Source organism: Ruegeria sp. HKCCD7296 (assembly GCF_013110775.1).
GTDB lineage: Bacteria > Pseudomonadota > Alphaproteobacteria > Rhodobacterales > Rhodobacteraceae > Ruegeria.
Genome location: NZ_WVRF01000003.1, coordinates 214,011 through 229,818, shown reverse-complemented (window position 1 = coordinate 229,818; position 15,808 = coordinate 214,011). Strand labels below are relative to the sequence as shown.

The window sequence follows — 15,808 nt, the reverse complement described above, 5'->3', positions numbered from 1 at the left end:
TTTTTTGCCTCCGGCGGAGGTATTTTCAGCCAGGTGAAGGGTCAAGTGCCATTAGCCATGCGTCGGGCAAGTTTCAGGGCTTCGATCAGGCTGGTGGGTGTAGCGATGCCCTTCCCGGCAATGTCCAGTGCGGTGCCGTGATCCGGGGAGGTGCGAATGAAGGGTAGACCGAGTGTCACGTTCACGCCACGGTCGAAATCCAGCGTTTTGATCGGGATCAGGGCCTGATCGTGATACATCGCAATGGCCGCGTCATAACGGGCGCGAGCAGCGGCGTGGAACAAAGTGTCCGCTGGGTGGGGGCCTGTAAGAGTTGCTCCGTCCGGATCAAGTTCAGCTATAAGCGAAGTAATCCAGTCGCCTTCCTCGGTGCCCATTTTGCCACCTTCGCCTGCATGGGGGTTGAGGCCAGTGATGGCGATGCGTGGGCTATCGATTCCGAACCGGTCACGCAGGCCACGCGCAGTGATTTGAATCGTTTCGCGCAGTAGGTCAGGGGTCAGGGCCGCAGGGACCTGAGACAGTGGAATATGGATAGTGGCGGGCACGACCCGCAGTTGATCGCTGGCCAGCATCATCACGACCCTTTTTGTGCCAGAGAGGGCCGCGAGAAATTCGGTATGGCCGGGATAGGTGAACCCGGCCCCGTCGATCAGAGCTTTTTTGTGGATAGGCGCGGTGCAAAGCGCGGCTGCATCGCCCGTTTTGACCAACTCAACACCCGTTTCGATGGCATCAATCACCGAGGGCGCGTTGGCGGGGTCGGGTTGGCCGGGCACGTTGGGGGCCGGGAAATCCAATTGCAGGACCGGCAGTGCCTGCTCGCAGGAGGCAACGGCCTGAGATGGGTGTTCGATTTGCGCGACAGGCGTGTCAGCAGGCAGGTGGCTGACATCTCCGATATAGAAAAACGGGCAAGTGCCGCGCAGCTGGGCCCAGGCTTTGGCAGCGATTTCAGGGCCGATCCCGGCCGGTTCGCCGCAGCTGAGCGCAATCGGACGTGTCATTCCTGAATGATGACGGCATCGGCCCGCAGCTGTTCCACCAGGCTTTCGGCAAATGCCTGAAGGCGCTGTTGGGCTAGGGCGTTTGCCACATCCGCGCGCGAGGTGTTTTCACCCAGATCGCGCGTGCGATTGCACAGCATCAGGAACATCAGCGTCTGGCCGTTGTTGCGGGTGAGGTTGGTCGATACCTCAAAGCGGTCCAGCTTGGCCAATTCGACGGCAACGTCACGCGGTACCTGGGAAGGGGCGGCGTCGATGCGTTCCAATACTTCGGAGGGCTGATCTTTGGCGATGCCGTACAGGTCATCACAGGTGTCGATCTCTTCCTTCAGGCGTGCAGCTTGTGACAGAGCGTCGGCGCTGCGCCCTCCGGCGATGTAATAGATTGCATAATCCAGCGTCGAGATTGGAGCCGCCGAAGTTGCAACTTCACGCAGGCCACGCATCTGGAACAGGGCCACAGCATTGGGCAGCGAGATCGGCTCGGTAATCTCGCCGTTTTGCAGACGCAGGATGACCGGTTGCAGGGCGGGGGGGAGGTCGGTGATGTTCAACCATTCCAACCGACCGCCCTGATCTCGGGTGGCTGCGGCCGAATACTGTGCGGCGGCGGCTGAAAAGGCATCAATGCCTTCCAAGCGCGAGATTTCCTGAGCCAGAAGCTCGGTCTGAGCAACGGTTTGCTGGTTCACCGGGATGATAATTTCCGACAAAAGGACCTGAAGGCCACCGCCTCCGGTCTGCCCCAGAGCGCGGTCAATTTCATCCTCAGTGGGGCGGGCCTGAGACAGATAGCGTGAGCTGATATAGTCGCGCCAGGCCAGCTGGTCCGCCACATAGTCGCGTACGGTTTCTGGGTCAACGCCCGACTCGCCCAGCAATTTCAGGAACTGTTCTGAAGATAACTGGCCTCGCGACGCAAACTCGTCGATGCCCAGTTGAACGGCCTCGGGGGTAGCCTGCACGCCGGCCTCGCGCATGACCTGTTGGCGCAGTTTCGCATCAATGAGAGCGTCTCGCACATCAGCTTCGCTGCCGCCAGGCAGGCCCAACACGTTCAGAAATTGCAGGCGTTGTTCCAGTTCATACCAGGTTACGATGTCTTGGTTGACCCGGATTGCAGGAGAAAACAGGCTTTGTGCCACGGCCTGCGAGCCCGCAATTGCAAAAACTGCGGCGGTGAGAACCGGCGCGGCCGGTTTAAGCCAACCGGAACGAAGAAACCTGGAGAAACCTGATATCAACTGCATCTTCTCTTGTATGTCTTGCCACCGCCTTCGACGGAGTACCCTGTCAGTGACAGGGTAAAGCCGAATTCTGTCGAAGGCTCAATAGTAGATGTTGAAGTAAAGCGCCGGCTTACAGACATGTTAACCTGCACGCATTCGTTGAGGTATGTCACGCCCAAACCCAGACGGATCGGTTCGGATTGGCCAAGATCATAGCGGGCCAGAGCATTTGTCCGCCAGTTCTCGTCGACCTGATACCGGCCTACAAGCCAAATTTCCGATATCTCATCGACGATGTTTTCGGCGGGATCGGGTTCCTGCCAGACATAGCTGCCGGAAATCCTCGCGAACTCGTTCGACCATGCGCCGCGCAATTCAGCTTTGACAAAGCTGAAATCACTGTCGATCAGTCCACGCCCACTCAGTGACCAGCCATTGTTGGTTCTGATCTGTCCGGCAACCAGCAGATCTGATGTGGTGCCCTGCAACCCCGAAGTCAGAGTGAAGTTCGGATCGGCATCTGCCCGAAACACTTGACCCACGGTGGCCAAGGCCTGCCAGCCGTCCACGCCGTAACGGGCCCAGTTCAGACCAACGACTCCGGTCGCGCCAACTTCGCGCTGATCCTCTGCTGGAAAACGAGAGAGCGCAAGCAGGTTGCCCTGATCAAACTCCTGAAAGGTGCTCTCGTCATTTGGCACATCCGTATCCGAGACATGCGTCCATCCGATCTGAGCAATGGGTTCAAGGAATTGAACTGCGCCGGATTGCTCGCGTCGCGTCGTGGGATAGCGCAGGGTCAGGGCAGCTCTGGGGGTAGAACGCGTGACTTGCGAGGGGAAGTTGCTGTCGTTTCGAATGTTAAACGTATCGACGGACGCGCCCAGAGTTGCATCGGCGCGTAGGCCCGAAGCGAAGGTCCAGCTGCGCAGCCATTCGGCGTCAAACGTGGCGCGGGCGATGTCGCGGCCGATTACATCCACGTCGCTGGTACGCTCATGTGCATGGCCGACAAAGGCCAATCGCACTTCGCCGCCCAACGCGTTGGGAAAGAAACGCTTTTCGTAATTCAGATCGAAAACACGCGACGGAATCTCGTTTTGGTTTTCGCTTTCTCGAAGCGTTTTGTAGTAGATCAGGCTTGTCTTGAAGGCAGTATCACGTTTGATCCGCTCCAAAGCAACTTCGCTTCGCAAACGGTCCGGGTCAGGAAGGCCGTAGTCCACCAGATACGCGTCGTCCGAAGTGGTTTGCACTTGGAAGGTCAGTCGGAAATCATTTTTTAGGTTGAACCAACCGTTTGCGAAAAGGTAGCCGCGATCCTGGTCTGGCTGAATGTCATCGCGCGTATAGGCGCCTTCCAGCTGAATACGCCCGTTCACAAAGGCCTGGCGGTATCTGTAGCCCAACGTTGTTGTTTTGCCTGATACATAAGGTGTCAGTGTCAGGTCCTTGTGGTCCCCGAGTTTGAAGAAATACGGAATCTGCACGCCTGTTCCCAACTGCGACGTGCTGCGGATCGATGGCACAAGAAAACCGGTCGCGCGGTCCAGTGTGGGGTCGGGCAGTCGCAGATAAGGAAAATAGAAGATAGGGTAGTCCAACACCCGAAGCTGCGCGCCTTCGAAATACAACTGCCGTTCCAATTGGTCATGAGTGACGCGGCGGGCCCGAATCTGCCAGATTGGCGGCCTGCCATTGGCGCAGACATGGCAAGAGGTGGCCGAGACTTTGCTGAATTGCGTGTAACGCCCGGCTGTTCGCTTTGCCTGAACAGATGCGATCTGGACCTGTTGTTCAAAGACCATGCGCGCGCCGACCAGCAAACCGTTCTGAATACCGCTGTCCAGCTGTCCCGAATCCGCAAGCAACGTTGTCTGACCGCCCTGATCGATGCGGATAGGGCCGTCCAGCGTCAGTTCGCCTGTTTCTCGGTCATATGTGATGCGTTGGGCAGACAGTTTGATGTCGCCCTGAAAGGCCTCGACATTTCCTTCGGCTACCAGCTTTCTTTCAGGCGTAATAAAAACCTTGTCGGCCACCAGCAGCGCTGGCTGTTCCTGAGCCTGTGTGTCTTGTGCCTGTGTCGGGGTGGATTGGGCCACAAGTACAGCGGGCACGGAAAGCGTCACTGCACTGGTCAACACAACATAAAGGAGGCGCCGCATCAGCCATCCTCCGCGTGAAGCAGTAGGCCCAATGAGAGCAGAATAGCGGCAAAGGGCGGTGCCCAGGCAGCGATATATGTGGACAATTGTCCGTTTTCCCCAAGGATTTGCGCAAAGTTGCGAACGAAGTAGACGGCGAAGCCAAGCAAGACCGCTGTCAGCACCGCGATTCCGGTGCCGCCAAATCGGACGTGGCGCATGGTGAAGGCTGCTCCGATCAGGACCATCGAGACCAGAAAGAATGGGCGTGCCAGTTGAACTTGTAACCAAACCTCATATTGCTTGGTCGAAAAGCCGGCCTCGCGCAGGTCCGCGATCAGTTGGGGCAGGTCATAGACTGACACGGAATCCTGTTGCCCGAGCGTATCCAATATGCGCTGGCGGGTCAGCGAAGTCGGCAGTTCCAGGCGGTCATGAACAACGGAACTGGCTTCGGGGTTCTGCCCTTCCTGCATGGTCCAGATCTTGGCGTTGGACAAGACCCACCTGCCATCTTCCAACTCGGCTCGATCAGCGATGATCTGTTGGGTGGGTTTGCCATCGCGGGCGAAGGTAATCACGGTCACATCGTCCAACCCAAGCGAATCCCCGTTAGAGGTTCCGCGCGCATGGATCACCGCTTGACCGTTTTCCGCTGATTGGCGCAGCCATAACCCTTCGCTACTGATGGACAGGGCCGAACTGCCGTTATTCTTGTAGGAATCTGAAAGGCGTTGGAATTCTTCTGAAGTTGCGGCGGCAATCGGATTCAGCAAGGCTACGGCCAGCGCGCCGATGATCAGCGCAAGAAGCACAGGTGCCACCAGCGCACGAATACCCGAGCGACCGGTCGCGCGTGTCACCACCAGTTCTGAAGTGCGCGCAAGCCCGACGAACAGAGCGATCGTAGACAGGATGATCAGCAGGGGAAGCATTTCGCTGATCGCTGCCGGTGTGTTCAGAAGAGTCAGTTGCAGCAACTGCCCAAAAGACAGGTCGTAATCGTCAAACCGGCGAATCTGTTCGATCAGGTCGATGAGAATCATCAGGGTCAGAAAGATGCCGCCAATGACCAGAAAGCTCTGCATGAAACGACGGGCGAAATAACGGTCGAGGATCACGGGCAACACCCCGCGAAGCTTGCAGAACGGGCATACGGGCGGTCCGCGCGCGCGCGGAAATTCCTGCGCAACGGCTTATGCCTGCCCTCTCGTGCCACGTCTTTCTCCCCCGAGCCTGCCGGTTATTTTTTCGAGACCTTAATGCAATTGAGGCCCGGGGAAAACTGCTATCTGGTCAAGCGGTGCTACGCGGGCTAGGTCTTGGGGAACAGAGTTTGAGGAGTTTACAATGAGCAGTCTGGTACCGATCCTCTTTCAAGAGTTCGACTTGGATGCGATGGCGCAGGCCGAAGGCCGGGTGGTCATCATCATTCCGTCCGACGGCAAGATGAACCCCGCTGCCCGTCGGGCCAATCGCCTGACAAAAGGGGCAGTGGCGCGATTGGTCGAAAGTGGGTCGTTCGAAAAAGCCAAAGCCGCTGATGTGATCTCGCTGGCCTGGCCCGCGGGAATGGCCGCCGAGGCGCTGGACGTTCTGGTGCTGCCGCGCCGCCCGGAAGCGGACGAAGCGCGCAAGGCAGGGTCAGCGCTGGCCAAGCTGGCGGGCGGCAAAGACATGCTTTTGATGGTCGGCAATCAGGTGCGCACTGACGAACTTGCTTTGGGCATCGCTTTGCGCAGCTACGACTTTGACGCGCACAAGACCAAAGAAAGCGACAGCTTGGGCACGGTCACGATCAGTCATTCCAAACCGGACGAAGCCGAGGCCGAATTTGCCCCGCTTTACGCAATTGCTGACGGTGTACGTATGACTCGGGATCTGACCAACGAGCCCGCAAATGTTCTGACAACCACCGAATTCGCCGATCGTCTGGTCGAGATGCAGGAACTGGGTCTTGAGGTCGAAGTTCTGGACGAAGACAAACTTGCGGAACTGGGGATGCGCACATTGCTGAGCGTTGGGCAGGGCTCGGACAGCCCGTCCAAAGTGGTCATCATGCACTGGAAGGGGGGTGACAAGGGCGATGCGCCGCTGGCTCTGGTTGGCAAAGGTGTGGTGTTTGACACCGGGGGTATCTCGCTGAAGCCCGCGGGCGGTATGGAAGAGATGACCATGGATATGGGTGGCGCAGGTGTTGTCGCCGGAACCATGCGCGCGCTGGCCAAGCGCAAGGCCAAGGCCAATGTCGTTGGTCTGGTTGGATTGGTCGAGAACATGCCCTCAGGCAATGCCACGCGCCCCGGCGATGTGGTCAAATCGATGAAAGGCGATACGGTCGAGATCATCAATACCGATGCCGAGGGTCGTTTGGTTCTATGTGACGTCATGTGGTACGCGCAAGAACGGTTCAGCCCCGTTGGCATGATAGATCTGGCCACTCTGACAGGTGCGATCATCATCGGGCTAGGGCACGAGAATGCCGGTGTATTCTCAAACAACGACACGTTCTGTGATGCCTTCCTGAAATCGGCTAAAGCCGAAGACGAGGGCGCGTGGCGGATGCCGTTGGGCGATGCCTATGACAAGTTGCTGAAATCGCGCATTGCCGACATGAAGAATGTGGGTGGTCGGCCTGCGGGGTCGATTACCGCCGCGCAGTTCCTGCAACGGTTTGTCAAAGAAGAAACGCCCTGGATTCACCTGGACATTGCGGGGGTGGCCTCAGTGTCCGCTGAGACATCTTATGCACCCAAAGGCGCCACCGGTTGGGGTGTTCGCGCGCTGAGCCGGTTTGTGCAGGACAATTTCGAGTAAGCAGATGGGCGCTGTCTATTTCTACCACCTGACCCGCCAGCCGCTGGAACACACCTTGCCGGTTCTGCTGGACAAGGCGTGGCAGGCCGGGTGGAAGATTGCCGTGCGGGGCACCGACCCTGCGCGGATGGACTGGCTGGATGAAAAGCTGTGGCTGGGGCCCGAAGACGGGTTTCTGCCGCATGGCCGCGAAGGCGGCCCCCATGACGCAGAGCAGCCGATTTTGCTGACCACGGGTTCGAAAGCTGCCAATGGCGCGTCCTGTGTCATGGTCGTTGACGGAGCGCTGGTCGAGGCGGAAGAAGTCACCGCGATGGAACGTGTGTGCATTCTGTTCGATGGCAATGACGACATAGCCGTTCAACATGCGCGGGGGCAGTGGAAATCGCTGACCGCTGCGGGGTGTTCGGCGCAATACTGGTCGGAAGAATCCGGACGGTGGGAAAAGAAGGCCGAAGCCTGACGGGCGACGCCGTTTTCAGGAGATTTGAAAGATGCAAATGAAGCCCTTGGGCCGTACTGGAATTATGGTGAGCGACCTATGCCTTGGAACCATGACTTTTGGCACACAGACCTCCGAAGCCGATGCGCACAGGCAGATGGATATGGCGCTGGATGCCGGCATCAACTTTGTGGATGCAGCCGAGATGTATCCCGTAAACCCGGTTTCAAAAGAAACGATCGGACGCACTGAAGAGATTCTGGGCAACTGGAACGCGGCCAATGCGGCGCGGCGTGGGGATTACATTCTTGCGACCAAGCATTCCGGTGAGGGTTTGTCCTTTGTGCGTGACGGTGCGCCGATCACAGGCAAGACGATACCCGAAGCGATTGAAGGGTCGCTGAAGCGGTTGCAGACAGAGTGCATCGATCTCTACCAGTTTCACTGGCCGAACCGCGGCAGCTACATGTTCCGTCAGAACTGGGATTTTGCGCCAACCGGGCACAACACCGATGACGTTTTGGGGAACATGCAGGAGTGTCTGGAGGCGTTGCAGGCTCAGGTCGACAAGGGCAACATCCGCGCCTTTGGTCTGTCCAACGAAAGTGCATGGGGCACGGCGCAGTGGGTGCGTCTGGCCGAAAAGATGGGCGCGCCGCGTGTGGCGTCGATTCAGAACGAGTATTCGCTGCTCTGCAGGCTGTTTGACACGGATATGGCCGAGCTATGCGTGCATGAAGATGTCGGGCTGATGGCGTTCTCGCCTTTGGGTACCGGGTTGCTTACGGGTAAGTATCAGGGTGGTGCCGTCCCGGACGGTTCACGCATGTCGCTTTCACCTGAACTAGGCGGGCGCAAGTCTGATCGGGTGTTTGATGCGGTCGCGGCTTATCTGGACGTTGCTGCGCGCCATAGCTTGGATCCGACGCATATGGCATTGGCCTGGTGTCGCACGCGGCCATTCATGATGTCGGCTATTTTTGGCGCGACCACGGTTGAGCAGCTTGAACACGTATTGGCTGGCGCGGATCTGACGTTGTCAGATGAGGTGCTGGCAGAGTTGGATGCAGCCCATAAGGCGCACCCAATGCCGTACTGAGGGCAGGGGGCGCTGCCCCCGCCGCCTTCGGCGGCTCCCCCGAGGTATTTTTAGCCAGATGAAGTTGGATCCGGTCAGTGATGGGTGGGGTGCGCGCGCTCTTGTCTGAGATCGCGGGCGGACTGGCCGTGTGCGGTGCGAAAGGCACGGGCGAAGCTGGATTGTGAGGCAAAGCCCGTGGCCAGCGCCACATCCATCAGCGGCATGTCGGTGTCAGTGACAAGGCGACGCGCTTCGGCTAGGCGCAGTTGCAAGTAATGGTCCTGCGGCGTGGTGTTCAGGCGCAGACGGAACTGTTGTTGCAACGTACGCGGGCTGGTGCCCAGCCGGTCTGCGATATAGGCAAGCGGCAAGGGGTCATCCAAAGAGTCCTGCATCAGTGAATTGGCCTTGGCGGTCAAAGCTGTGTGGCGGTGTGGTGCGCCAGTGCGGCTTTGCGGTTTGGCAGGGTCGGGTGCGCCTTCGTAGAGGAACAAGCCCGAAACGCGCGCCGCGAAACCCGCTCCGTGACGGGCGGCGATGATGTGCAGCATCATCTCGACCGCCGGGATTGCTCCGCCGGATGTCAGCCGGGTGTCAGACACGGTGAAGCGGTCGGGGCGCACGTCCACTTCGGGGAAACGCGAGGCGAAGTTTTCCAGGTCTTCCCAATGGGTGGTGGCGGCGTGGCCGTCAAGCAGCCCGGCCTCGGCCAGCAGCCAGGGGCCGCCATCGATGCCTGCCATTGTTGCGCCAGTACCTGCGATCCGGCGCAGACCCGCAAGCAGGCTGGGGGTGGCGTGACGGGCCAGTTGGAACCCGGCCACAACGATCATTAGGTCACAGCCTTGCAGACGTGCCAGCGGGATACCCGGCACTTGCAAGGCGCTGGTCAGCATTGCCGGTTCGGGTGTCGCTGTCACGTAGTCCCAGTCAAAGGCCGGGCGATCGGCCAGACGGTTGGCCGCGCGCATTGGGTCGATCGCCGAGGCGAAGCTGAGCGTGTTGCAGTCATCAAGTACCAGCACCGCCGTTTTCAGGGCGCGATGTTCGGGCTGCAGTATGTTTTTTGCGGATTGCATCAAGTTCGATTCGCATTCTGCCAAGTTGTTTTCCCAAGGCTGCGTCAGAGTTGAAAGTAACGCAAATCGGAATCCGGGGAGAAGCCTGGGGAAAACTCAGGTCAAAACCGGGTATAACTTGGGGAAAACGCCATGCCTCTGGAAATGAACCGCGATGTCTTTATCACCTGCGCCGTGACCGGCTCGGGTGGAACGCAGGATCGCAGCCCTCATGTACCGCGCTCGCCGCAGCAGATTGCCGACAGCGCGATTGCTGCCGCTAAGGCTGGAGCTGCAGTTGTGCATTGCCATGTGCGTGACCCCGAAACCGGTGCGCCAAGCCGTCGGCTGGATCTGTATCGTGAGGTCACAGACCGGATTCGCGACGCCGACGTGGACGTTGTTCTGAACCTGACTGCGGGGATGGGGGGGGACATCGTGTTTGGTGGTGTTGAAAGCCCGTTTCCGGTGAATGAAGCGGGTACTGACATGATCGGTGCGTCGGAGCGCGTTGCGCATATTGCCGAGTGTCTGCCCGAAATCTGCACTTTGGACTGTGGCACAATGAACTTTGCCGAGGCCGATTACGTCATGACCAACACGCCTGGAGCCCTGCGCGCTATGGGGCAAATGATGACGGATATGGGCGTGAAGCCCGAGATCGAAGCCTTTGACACCGGCCACCTGTGGTTTGCCAAGCAGTTGGTGAAAGAGGGGATTCTGGAGCCCAACGCCTTGGTTCAGCTGTGCATGGGTGTGCCGTGGGGCGCGCCGGACGATTTGAACACCTTCATGGCGATGGTGAACAATGTCCCCGATGACTGGACCTTCAGCGCATTCTCATTGGGGCGGAACCAGATGGCTTACGTTGCGGCGACGGTTCTGGCCGGCGGCAACGTGCGCGTGGGTCTCGAGGACAACTTGTGGCTGGACAAGGGTGTTCTGGCCGAAAACTGGCAGTTGGTGGAACGCGCGGGAACCATCATCGAGAATATGGGCGCGCGGGTTATTGGGCCGCAGGAAGTGCGTGAGAAGTTGGGATTGGAGAAACGCGCGCCAAAGGGATGATTTGCTTGCGGCCGCTGGCATGGTCGAAGGCTCTGGAGCGTCAGCAAAAGGATGATAACCATGAGATCGGTTGTTGTGATATGCGCGGCGCTACTGATGGCATGCCTGCCCTGCGAAGGGGCAGCGCAAGCCACAGAGGTTGAGTTGGCCCGCCAGCAGTGCGAAGCCAAAGGCGGAAGATATGAGGTGGCTGGGCGACTCCGGGAGTATATCTGCTTTGAACCTTTGCCCGACGCCGGGGCACCCTGCAAAATAGCCTCCGATTGTGCAGGGTTCTGCCTGTCGGACACCAAACAATGCAGTGCCGTCACGCCAAAATTCGGATGCATTCCACATCTGGATGAGGCGGGGCAGGCGCAATTGATCTGTATCGATTAGAGGACGATATGACAAAAACGGCAGCAATCATCGGGGGTGGGGTCATTGGCGGCGGTTGGGCTGCACGGTTCCTGCTGAATGGCTGGAACGTCCGGGTGTTCGACCCGGACCCTGAGGCCGAGCGCAAAATTGGCGAAGTTCTGGACAATGCGCGGCGGTCTCTGCCAGGCCTGAGCGATGTGCCATTGCCGCCCGAAGGCGTATTGAGCTTTCACGATGAAATGGCCGACGCCGTAGAAGGTGCGGTTTGGATTCAGGAAAGCGTACCGGAGCGTTTGGACCTGAAACTGAAAGTCTACAAAGGTCTGCAAGAGGCCTGCGATCCGGGCGCGATCATCGGGTCTTCGACCAGCGGTTTTAAGCCTTCGGAATTGCAAGAGGGCGCGCTGCGCCCCGAACAGATCGTCGTAACGCATCCGTTCAACCCGGTTTACCTGTTGCCGCTGATCGAGTTGGTGCCCACCGATAGGAACCCTCCCGAAATGGTCGCACGCGCGCAGGAGTTGCTGAAATCGGTCGGGTTTTTCCCCCTGCACATCAAGAAAGAGATCGACGCGCACATCGCCGACCGGTTCCTTGAAGCGGTGTGGCGCGAGGCTCTGTGGCTGGTCAAAGACGGCATTGCGACGACCGAGGAAATCGATGAGGCGATCCGCATGGGCTTTGGCATCCGTTGGGCGCAGATGGGCCTGTTCGAGACCTATCGCGTGGCAGGCGGCGAAGCCGGTATGCGCCATTTCATGGCGCAGTTTGGCCCGGCGTTGAAATGGCCCTGGACAAAGCTGATGGATGTGCCCGAGTTCACCGAAGAACTGGTCGATATGATTGCGGACCAGTCGGATGCGCAATCGGGCATGCATTCGATCCGCGAACTGGAGCGCATTCGCGACAACAACCTTGTGGGGATGATGCGCGCGCTCAAGGCGCAGAATTACGGGGCAGGCGCGGTTCTGAACCAGCATGATACGCTGTTGAAACCGGGTGCCTTGCCGACATTGGATCAGGCGGACCTGAGCCAGCCGATCCTGACCCTGTCGCGCGCCGTCCCGCTGGATTGGACGGACTATAACGGCCACATGAATGAGGCGAAGTATCTGGAGGCCTTTGCCGCCGCCACGGACCGCTTCATGGAGATCATCGGCTGCGACATGGAGTACATCTCGTCGGGCGGCAGTTACTTCACCGCCGAAAACCACATTCGTTACATCGATGAGGTCAACGCGGGTGCAAAGATCGAGGTGCGCACGCAGATGTTGCTGGGGCAGGGCAAGAAGCTGCATGTGTTCCACAGCATGTATGAAGGCGACAAACTGCTGGCCACAGGCGAAAGCTTCTTGCTGCATGTCAGTCTTGAGACCCGGCGTCCAAGCTCTCCGTCCCCTGAAATCGAAGCGGCGATGGCGCGTATTGCCGAAGCTCAGTCCGTGCTGCCTTACCCCGAAGGCGCGGGGGCCGCTATTCGGAAGCCCTCATGAGCCGAAGGGTGTTGGTAACGGCTGGCGCGTCCGGTGTCGGTCGCGCCATGGCCGAGGCGTTTGATGCGGCTGGATATGATGTCTGGGTTACAGATATCGATCAGGCAGCGCTAAATTCTGTGCCCGATCCTTGGACGGCGCATTGCGCCAATGCGTCGGATGAGGCTGATATGCGCGGCGTCTTTGATGCTATGTCTCAGGCAGGCGGGCTGGACACCCTGTGTGCCAACGCCGGAATAGCAGGGCCAACCGAGGCAATCGAAAACATCGATCTGAAGGCTTGGCGCGCCTGCATTGCGGTTAATCTGGACGGTGCTTTTCTGGCGGCCAAATATGCCGCGCCATTGATGAAATCGGCGCGGGCGGGAAGCATCATCCTGACCTCGTCGACGGCAGGTCAGTACGGCTATCCGTTTCGTGCGCCGTATGCCTCGGCAAAATGGGCGGTGATTGGATTGATGAAAACACTTGCGATGGAACTGGGCCCGCATGGGATACGCGCAAACGCAATCTGCCCGGGCGCAGTTGAAGGCCCGCGCATGGAGGGTGTTCTGGCCCGTGAGGCAGAAGCCAAAGGCATGACCCGCGACGCGGTGTACCAAGGCTATGCTTCGGGTACGTCCATGGGGCGCTTTGTCGAAGCGCAGGACATAGCGAATATGGCCGTCTTCCTTGCGTCAGATGCGGCGCGGCTGGTGTCGGGTCAGGTCATCGCGGTGGATGGCCACACGGTCAATCCTGACCCGAAACTATGATTTAGCCCTGATTTGGCCCCCTGATCTGGCGGATGCTCTGGCGGACGGCCTGCCAGTCCTGTGCTTCCTGCTGATTTCCGGCAGCCTCGCATTCACGCATTTTCTGCGCAGCTTCGGCCTCGGCCCGGTCTCCGTGAGCGGCATAAAGGGCACGTGCGTATTGAGCGGTTTGTAATGCGTCCATTCCTGTGGTCCTCCGTCTGTGATCGGAATGCCCGAAGGTTCGCGCCAAGGGACCATAGCACAGTATTCCAAAGCCTGCATCATGTGCCTTCTGAAATCATGGATCTGAGCTGCCGAAGATGGTTGGGAAAGCTGCGGGCGGTCACGTCTGCCTCGCGTACAAGCGTATCGAAGTGGCGGGTAAATGTTTCGATCCGGTCCCGGTCGCGAAACGCCAAATAGTGACTGCCTGCGTAGAACACGCAAAGCAGAGGGCCGAATATCGTCACCGGGGCGGAATAAAGTCTTTTGGCATCAAACAGATAGATCCGCATTCTGGGGTAAAGTTGATCGCAAAGTGTCAGAAGGTGGTCGATCTGTTCCAGCCGTACCCGCGTGCTAAGGCCGCTGTAATACCCTGTGGCGCTTGCAAAGCTCTCGATTTCGAACAGCGGCATGGCGATTTCATAATCCGACTGCGCACTGCGCATCCAGGCCAACCTGTCCTCGGAGGCGCCGATCGCCTGATCCGCCGTTCGCCCCAGATGCGGGGCATATTCCCATTCCAGCACAGCGCGGGTCTTGAGCATGTCAGGCAGCGTGGCTGGGACATAGCGCAGCTTGTACCCGGCCGCTTCTTTGTGCCACTCGAAAATCTTTTCATCTACCAGCGCGCGGGGTGCTTCGGTGAAGCTTAGGGAACCGGCCAGAAGCTCGGCCGCGCTTTCTGGCCTGTCGGACAGGCTTAGCAACCAGTCGGCTGAAACGCCAAGCGCAGCCGCGCATCCTCCGACCACATGCGCATTGGGCAGGCGCGCGCCATGCCCGGTCAAAAGCTGCGATACGGTCGAGCGGTCAACCCCTATGTCACGCGCAAGCGCGCTTTGACTGATGTTCCGTTGTTCCATCGCGCGGGCAAGTCGCAGTCGAAACTGCGCGGCGCGATCTCGTTTGTCTATTTTTTCCTGCATATGGTGATAAATATCATAATTGATGAATTTTGTTAATCATATTCAGAATTTTCAGAATAACCACCGACTTGTAACTCTTTGAAAAAAGCAAAAAGACTGAGGGTCGGAATGGAAACGCGGCGAAGATCTGTCGTGAAAGCAATCGTTTGGAATGTCATGGGGCTTGTCACCATGACCGCTGTAGGGCTGATTGCCACGGGCTCGGCCACTGTAGGCGGGGTTGTGGCGCTGGTGAACACCGCCATTGGTCTGACCATGTACGTGATTTACGAAAGGGTGTGGGCGGGCATCTCGTGGGGGCGCAATGGCTAAGCGACCCACATCCCAATCCCCTGAATGGGGCACGTTTTTCCTGATCATGGCCTGTTATGCGGCGTGGCTTGCGGGGTTGTTCTGGTTGACGGATGTTTCGTTGTGGTTGGCGGTGCTGGCCTTGGGCCTGGTTGCGGCCCTGCATTCGTCACTGACACATGAGGTCCTTCACGGGCACCCGTTTCAAGCCAAATGGCTGAATGAGGCGTTGATGGTGCTGCCGCTCACGCTTTTCATCCCGTACAACCGCTTTCGGGATCTGCATCTGGCACATCATCAAGATGCCGCGTTGACGGACCCCTACGACGATCCGGAATCGAACTATCTGGACCCCAAGGTCTGGTCGACATTGCCGCGCAGTTTACAAGTGCTGCTGGCGATCAACAACACTCTGCTTGGCCGCATGTTATTGGGCCCGGCCATCGGTCAGGTTTTGTTTCTGCGCGACGAATGGCAGGGGGCGCGGCATTGGGACAAGGATATCCTCTTGGCCTGGGCATTGCACCTGCCGGGTGTGGCGGTGGTACTGTGGATTGTTGCCCAGTCGGCCATGCCGGTCTGGGCCTATCTGATCTCAGCCTATATCGGGCTGGGGCTGCTGAAAATCCGTACGTTCCTTGAGCACCGCGCGCATGAAAAATCCCGGGCGCGTACAGTCATCATCGAAGATCGGGGACCCCTGGCATTTCTGTTTCTGAACAATAACCTGCACGTGGTTCATCACATGAACCCAAGCGCCCCGTGGTATCGCTTACCACAACTGTATCGGGACGGAAAAGACAAGTATCTGGCTTGTAATGAGGCATATGTATACCGGTCTTATGCGCAGATTTTCCGGCAGTACTTGTGGCGCGCGAAAGACCCCGTGCCGCATCCGCTCTGGCCAAAGTCCTGATTTGACGACAC

General features: G+C 58.6%; 16 protein-coding genes. 9 read left to right on the top strand and 7 right to left on the bottom strand.

Features of this window, described 5'->3' with window-relative positions; translation table 11 throughout:
• Nucleotides 1-41: 41 nt before the first annotated feature.
• The 4 genes from pdxA to lptG are packed head-to-tail and all read right to left on the bottom strand — an operon-like array spanning nt 42 to nt 5,504.
• On the bottom strand, nt 42-1,007 hold the full coding sequence (gene pdxA / locus GS632_RS06120; protein ID WP_171237714.1) for a 4-hydroxythreonine-4-phosphate dehydrogenase PdxA: 966 nt from the start codon (nt 1,005-1,007) through the stop codon (nt 42-44).
• A complete protein-coding gene (locus GS632_RS06115; protein ID WP_171234418.1) occupies nt 1,004-2,257 on the bottom strand; it encodes a peptidylprolyl isomerase in 1,254 nt (417 codons plus the stop codon). The genes pdxA and GS632_RS06115 overlap by 4 nt, the downstream gene beginning before the upstream one ends.
• Nucleotides 2,248-4,404 carry an LPS-assembly protein LptD gene (locus tag GS632_RS06110; protein WP_171721463.1) on the bottom strand — a complete coding sequence of 719 codons (2,157 nt, stop codon included), beginning with the start codon at nt 4,402-4,404 and terminating at the stop codon, nt 2,248-2,250. The genes GS632_RS06115 and GS632_RS06110 overlap by 10 nt, the downstream gene beginning before the upstream one ends.
• Complete coding sequence (lptG, locus tag GS632_RS06105) at nt 4,404-5,504, bottom strand: LPS export ABC transporter permease LptG (RefSeq protein ID WP_171234417.1); 1,101 nt, start codon at nt 5,502-5,504, stop codon at nt 4,404-4,406. The genes GS632_RS06110 and lptG overlap by 1 nt, the downstream gene beginning before the upstream one ends.
• 229 nt (nt 5,505-5,733) lie before the next feature.
• On the opposite strand from lptG, the gene GS632_RS06100 reads away from it, so the two are divergent.
• From GS632_RS06100 to GS632_RS06090, 3 genes are read left to right on the top strand one after another with little or no spacing between them, the layout of a single operon-like run.
• A complete protein-coding gene (locus tag GS632_RS06100; RefSeq protein ID WP_171237713.1) occupies nt 5,734-7,200 on the top strand; it encodes a leucyl aminopeptidase in 1,467 nt (488 codons plus the stop codon).
• Nucleotides 7,201-7,204: 4 nt separating this feature from the next.
• Nucleotides 7,205-7,663, top strand: a complete 459-nt coding sequence (locus tag GS632_RS06095; protein WP_171237712.1) for a DNA polymerase III subunit chi — start codon at nt 7,205-7,207, stop codon at nt 7,661-7,663.
• A gap of 31 nt (nt 7,664-7,694) precedes the next feature.
• Nucleotides 7,695-8,741, top strand: coding sequence for an aldo/keto reductase (locus GS632_RS06090; RefSeq protein WP_171237711.1), 1,047 nt, complete (start codon nt 7,695-7,697; stop codon nt 8,739-8,741).
• A gap of 74 nt (nt 8,742-8,815) precedes the next feature.
• On the opposite strand, the gene GS632_RS06085 is transcribed toward GS632_RS06090, so the two are convergent.
• Nucleotides 8,816-9,802, bottom strand: a complete 987-nt coding sequence (locus tag GS632_RS06085) for a GlxA family transcriptional regulator (protein WP_171721462.1) — start codon at nt 9,800-9,802, stop codon at nt 8,816-8,818.
• 132 nt (nt 9,803-9,934) lie between these two features.
• On the opposite strand from GS632_RS06085, the gene GS632_RS06080 reads away from it, so the two are divergent.
• The 4 genes from GS632_RS06080 to GS632_RS06065 are packed head-to-tail and all read left to right on the top strand — an operon-like array spanning nt 9,935 to nt 13,457.
• Entirely contained in the window at nt 9,935-10,849 is a 915-nt protein-coding gene (locus tag GS632_RS06080; RefSeq protein WP_171179871.1) for a 3-keto-5-aminohexanoate cleavage protein, read from the top strand.
• A gap of 60 nt (nt 10,850-10,909) precedes the next feature.
• Complete coding sequence (locus GS632_RS06075; RefSeq protein WP_171721461.1) at nt 10,910-11,227, top strand: hypothetical protein; 318 nt, start codon at nt 10,910-10,912, stop codon at nt 11,225-11,227.
• An 8-nt stretch (nt 11,228-11,235) separates the two neighbouring features.
• On the top strand, nt 11,236-12,702 hold the full coding sequence (locus GS632_RS06070; RefSeq protein WP_171237710.1) for a carnitine 3-dehydrogenase: 1,467 nt from the start codon (nt 11,236-11,238) through the stop codon (nt 12,700-12,702).
• Nucleotides 12,699-13,457: an SDR family oxidoreductase gene (locus tag GS632_RS06065; protein WP_171721459.1), complete on the top strand. Its 759-nt coding sequence runs from the start codon at nt 12,699-12,701 to the stop codon at nt 13,455-13,457. The genes GS632_RS06070 and GS632_RS06065 overlap by 4 nt, the downstream gene beginning before the upstream one ends.
• Nucleotide 13,458: 1 nt before the next feature.
• Here the strand turns inward: GS632_RS06065 and GS632_RS06060 are convergent, their stop codons facing one another.
• Nucleotides 13,459-13,641: a hypothetical protein gene (locus GS632_RS06060; protein ID WP_171237708.1), complete on the bottom strand. Its 183-nt coding sequence runs from the start codon at nt 13,639-13,641 to the stop codon at nt 13,459-13,461.
• Nucleotides 13,642-13,720: 79 nt separating this feature from the next.
• Nucleotides 13,721-14,590: a helix-turn-helix domain-containing protein gene (locus GS632_RS06055; protein WP_171237707.1), complete on the bottom strand. Its 870-nt coding sequence runs from the start codon at nt 14,588-14,590 to the stop codon at nt 13,721-13,723.
• Nucleotides 14,591-14,698: 108 nt separating this feature from the next.
• On the opposite strand from GS632_RS06055, the gene GS632_RS06050 reads away from it, so the two are divergent.
• Nucleotides 14,699-14,902, top strand: a complete 204-nt coding sequence (locus tag GS632_RS06050) for a DUF2061 domain-containing protein (protein WP_171234409.1) — start codon at nt 14,699-14,701, stop codon at nt 14,900-14,902.
• The gene (locus tag GS632_RS06045) at nt 14,895-15,797 is read left to right on the top strand and encodes a fatty acid desaturase (protein WP_171234408.1); all 903 of its coding nucleotides are present in this window, start codon (nt 14,895-14,897) and stop codon (nt 15,795-15,797) included. The genes GS632_RS06050 and GS632_RS06045 overlap by 8 nt, the downstream gene beginning before the upstream one ends.
• Nucleotides 15,798-15,808: the final 11 nt, after the last annotated feature.

What these genes read in the sequence shown, in the direction of transcription:
- pdxA (WP_171237714.1), bottom strand. Translation starts at nt 1,007, where the DNA reads ATGACACGTCCGATTGCGCTCAGCTGCGGCGAACCGGCCGGGATCGGC.
- GS632_RS06115 (WP_171234418.1), bottom strand. Translation starts at nt 2,257, where the DNA reads ATGCAGTTGATATCAGGTTTCTCCAGGTTTCTTCGTTCCGGTTGGCTT.
- GS632_RS06110 (WP_171721463.1), bottom strand. Translation starts at nt 4,404, where the DNA reads ATGCGGCGCCTCCTTTATGTTGTGTTGACCAGTGCAGTGACGCTTTCC.
- GS632_RS06100 (WP_171237713.1), top strand. Translation starts at nt 5,734, where the DNA reads ATGAGCAGTCTGGTACCGATCCTCTTTCAAGAGTTCGACTTGGATGCG.
- GS632_RS06095 (WP_171237712.1), top strand. Translation starts at nt 7,205, where the DNA reads ATGGGCGCTGTCTATTTCTACCACCTGACCCGCCAGCCGCTGGAACAC.
- GS632_RS06090 (WP_171237711.1), top strand. Translation starts at nt 7,695, where the DNA reads ATGCAAATGAAGCCCTTGGGCCGTACTGGAATTATGGTGAGCGACCTA.
- GS632_RS06085 (WP_171721462.1), bottom strand. Translation starts at nt 9,802, where the DNA reads ATGCAATCCGCAAAAAACATACTGCAGCCCGAACATCGCGCCCTGAAA.
- GS632_RS06080 (WP_171179871.1), top strand. Translation starts at nt 9,935, where the DNA reads ATGCCTCTGGAAATGAACCGCGATGTCTTTATCACCTGCGCCGTGACC.
- GS632_RS06075 (WP_171721461.1), top strand. Translation starts at nt 10,910, where the DNA reads ATGAGATCGGTTGTTGTGATATGCGCGGCGCTACTGATGGCATGCCTG.
- GS632_RS06070 (WP_171237710.1), top strand. Translation starts at nt 11,236, where the DNA reads ATGACAAAAACGGCAGCAATCATCGGGGGTGGGGTCATTGGCGGCGGT.
- GS632_RS06065 (WP_171721459.1), top strand. Translation starts at nt 12,699, where the DNA reads ATGAGCCGAAGGGTGTTGGTAACGGCTGGCGCGTCCGGTGTCGGTCGC.
- GS632_RS06060 (WP_171237708.1), bottom strand. Translation starts at nt 13,641, where the DNA reads ATGGACGCATTACAAACCGCTCAATACGCACGTGCCCTTTATGCCGCT.
- GS632_RS06055 (WP_171237707.1), bottom strand. Translation starts at nt 14,590, where the DNA reads ATGCAGGAAAAAATAGACAAACGAGATCGCGCCGCGCAGTTTCGACTG.
- GS632_RS06050 (WP_171234409.1), top strand. Translation starts at nt 14,699, where the DNA reads ATGGAAACGCGGCGAAGATCTGTCGTGAAAGCAATCGTTTGGAATGTC.
- GS632_RS06045 (WP_171234408.1), top strand. Translation starts at nt 14,895, where the DNA reads ATGGCTAAGCGACCCACATCCCAATCCCCTGAATGGGGCACGTTTTTC.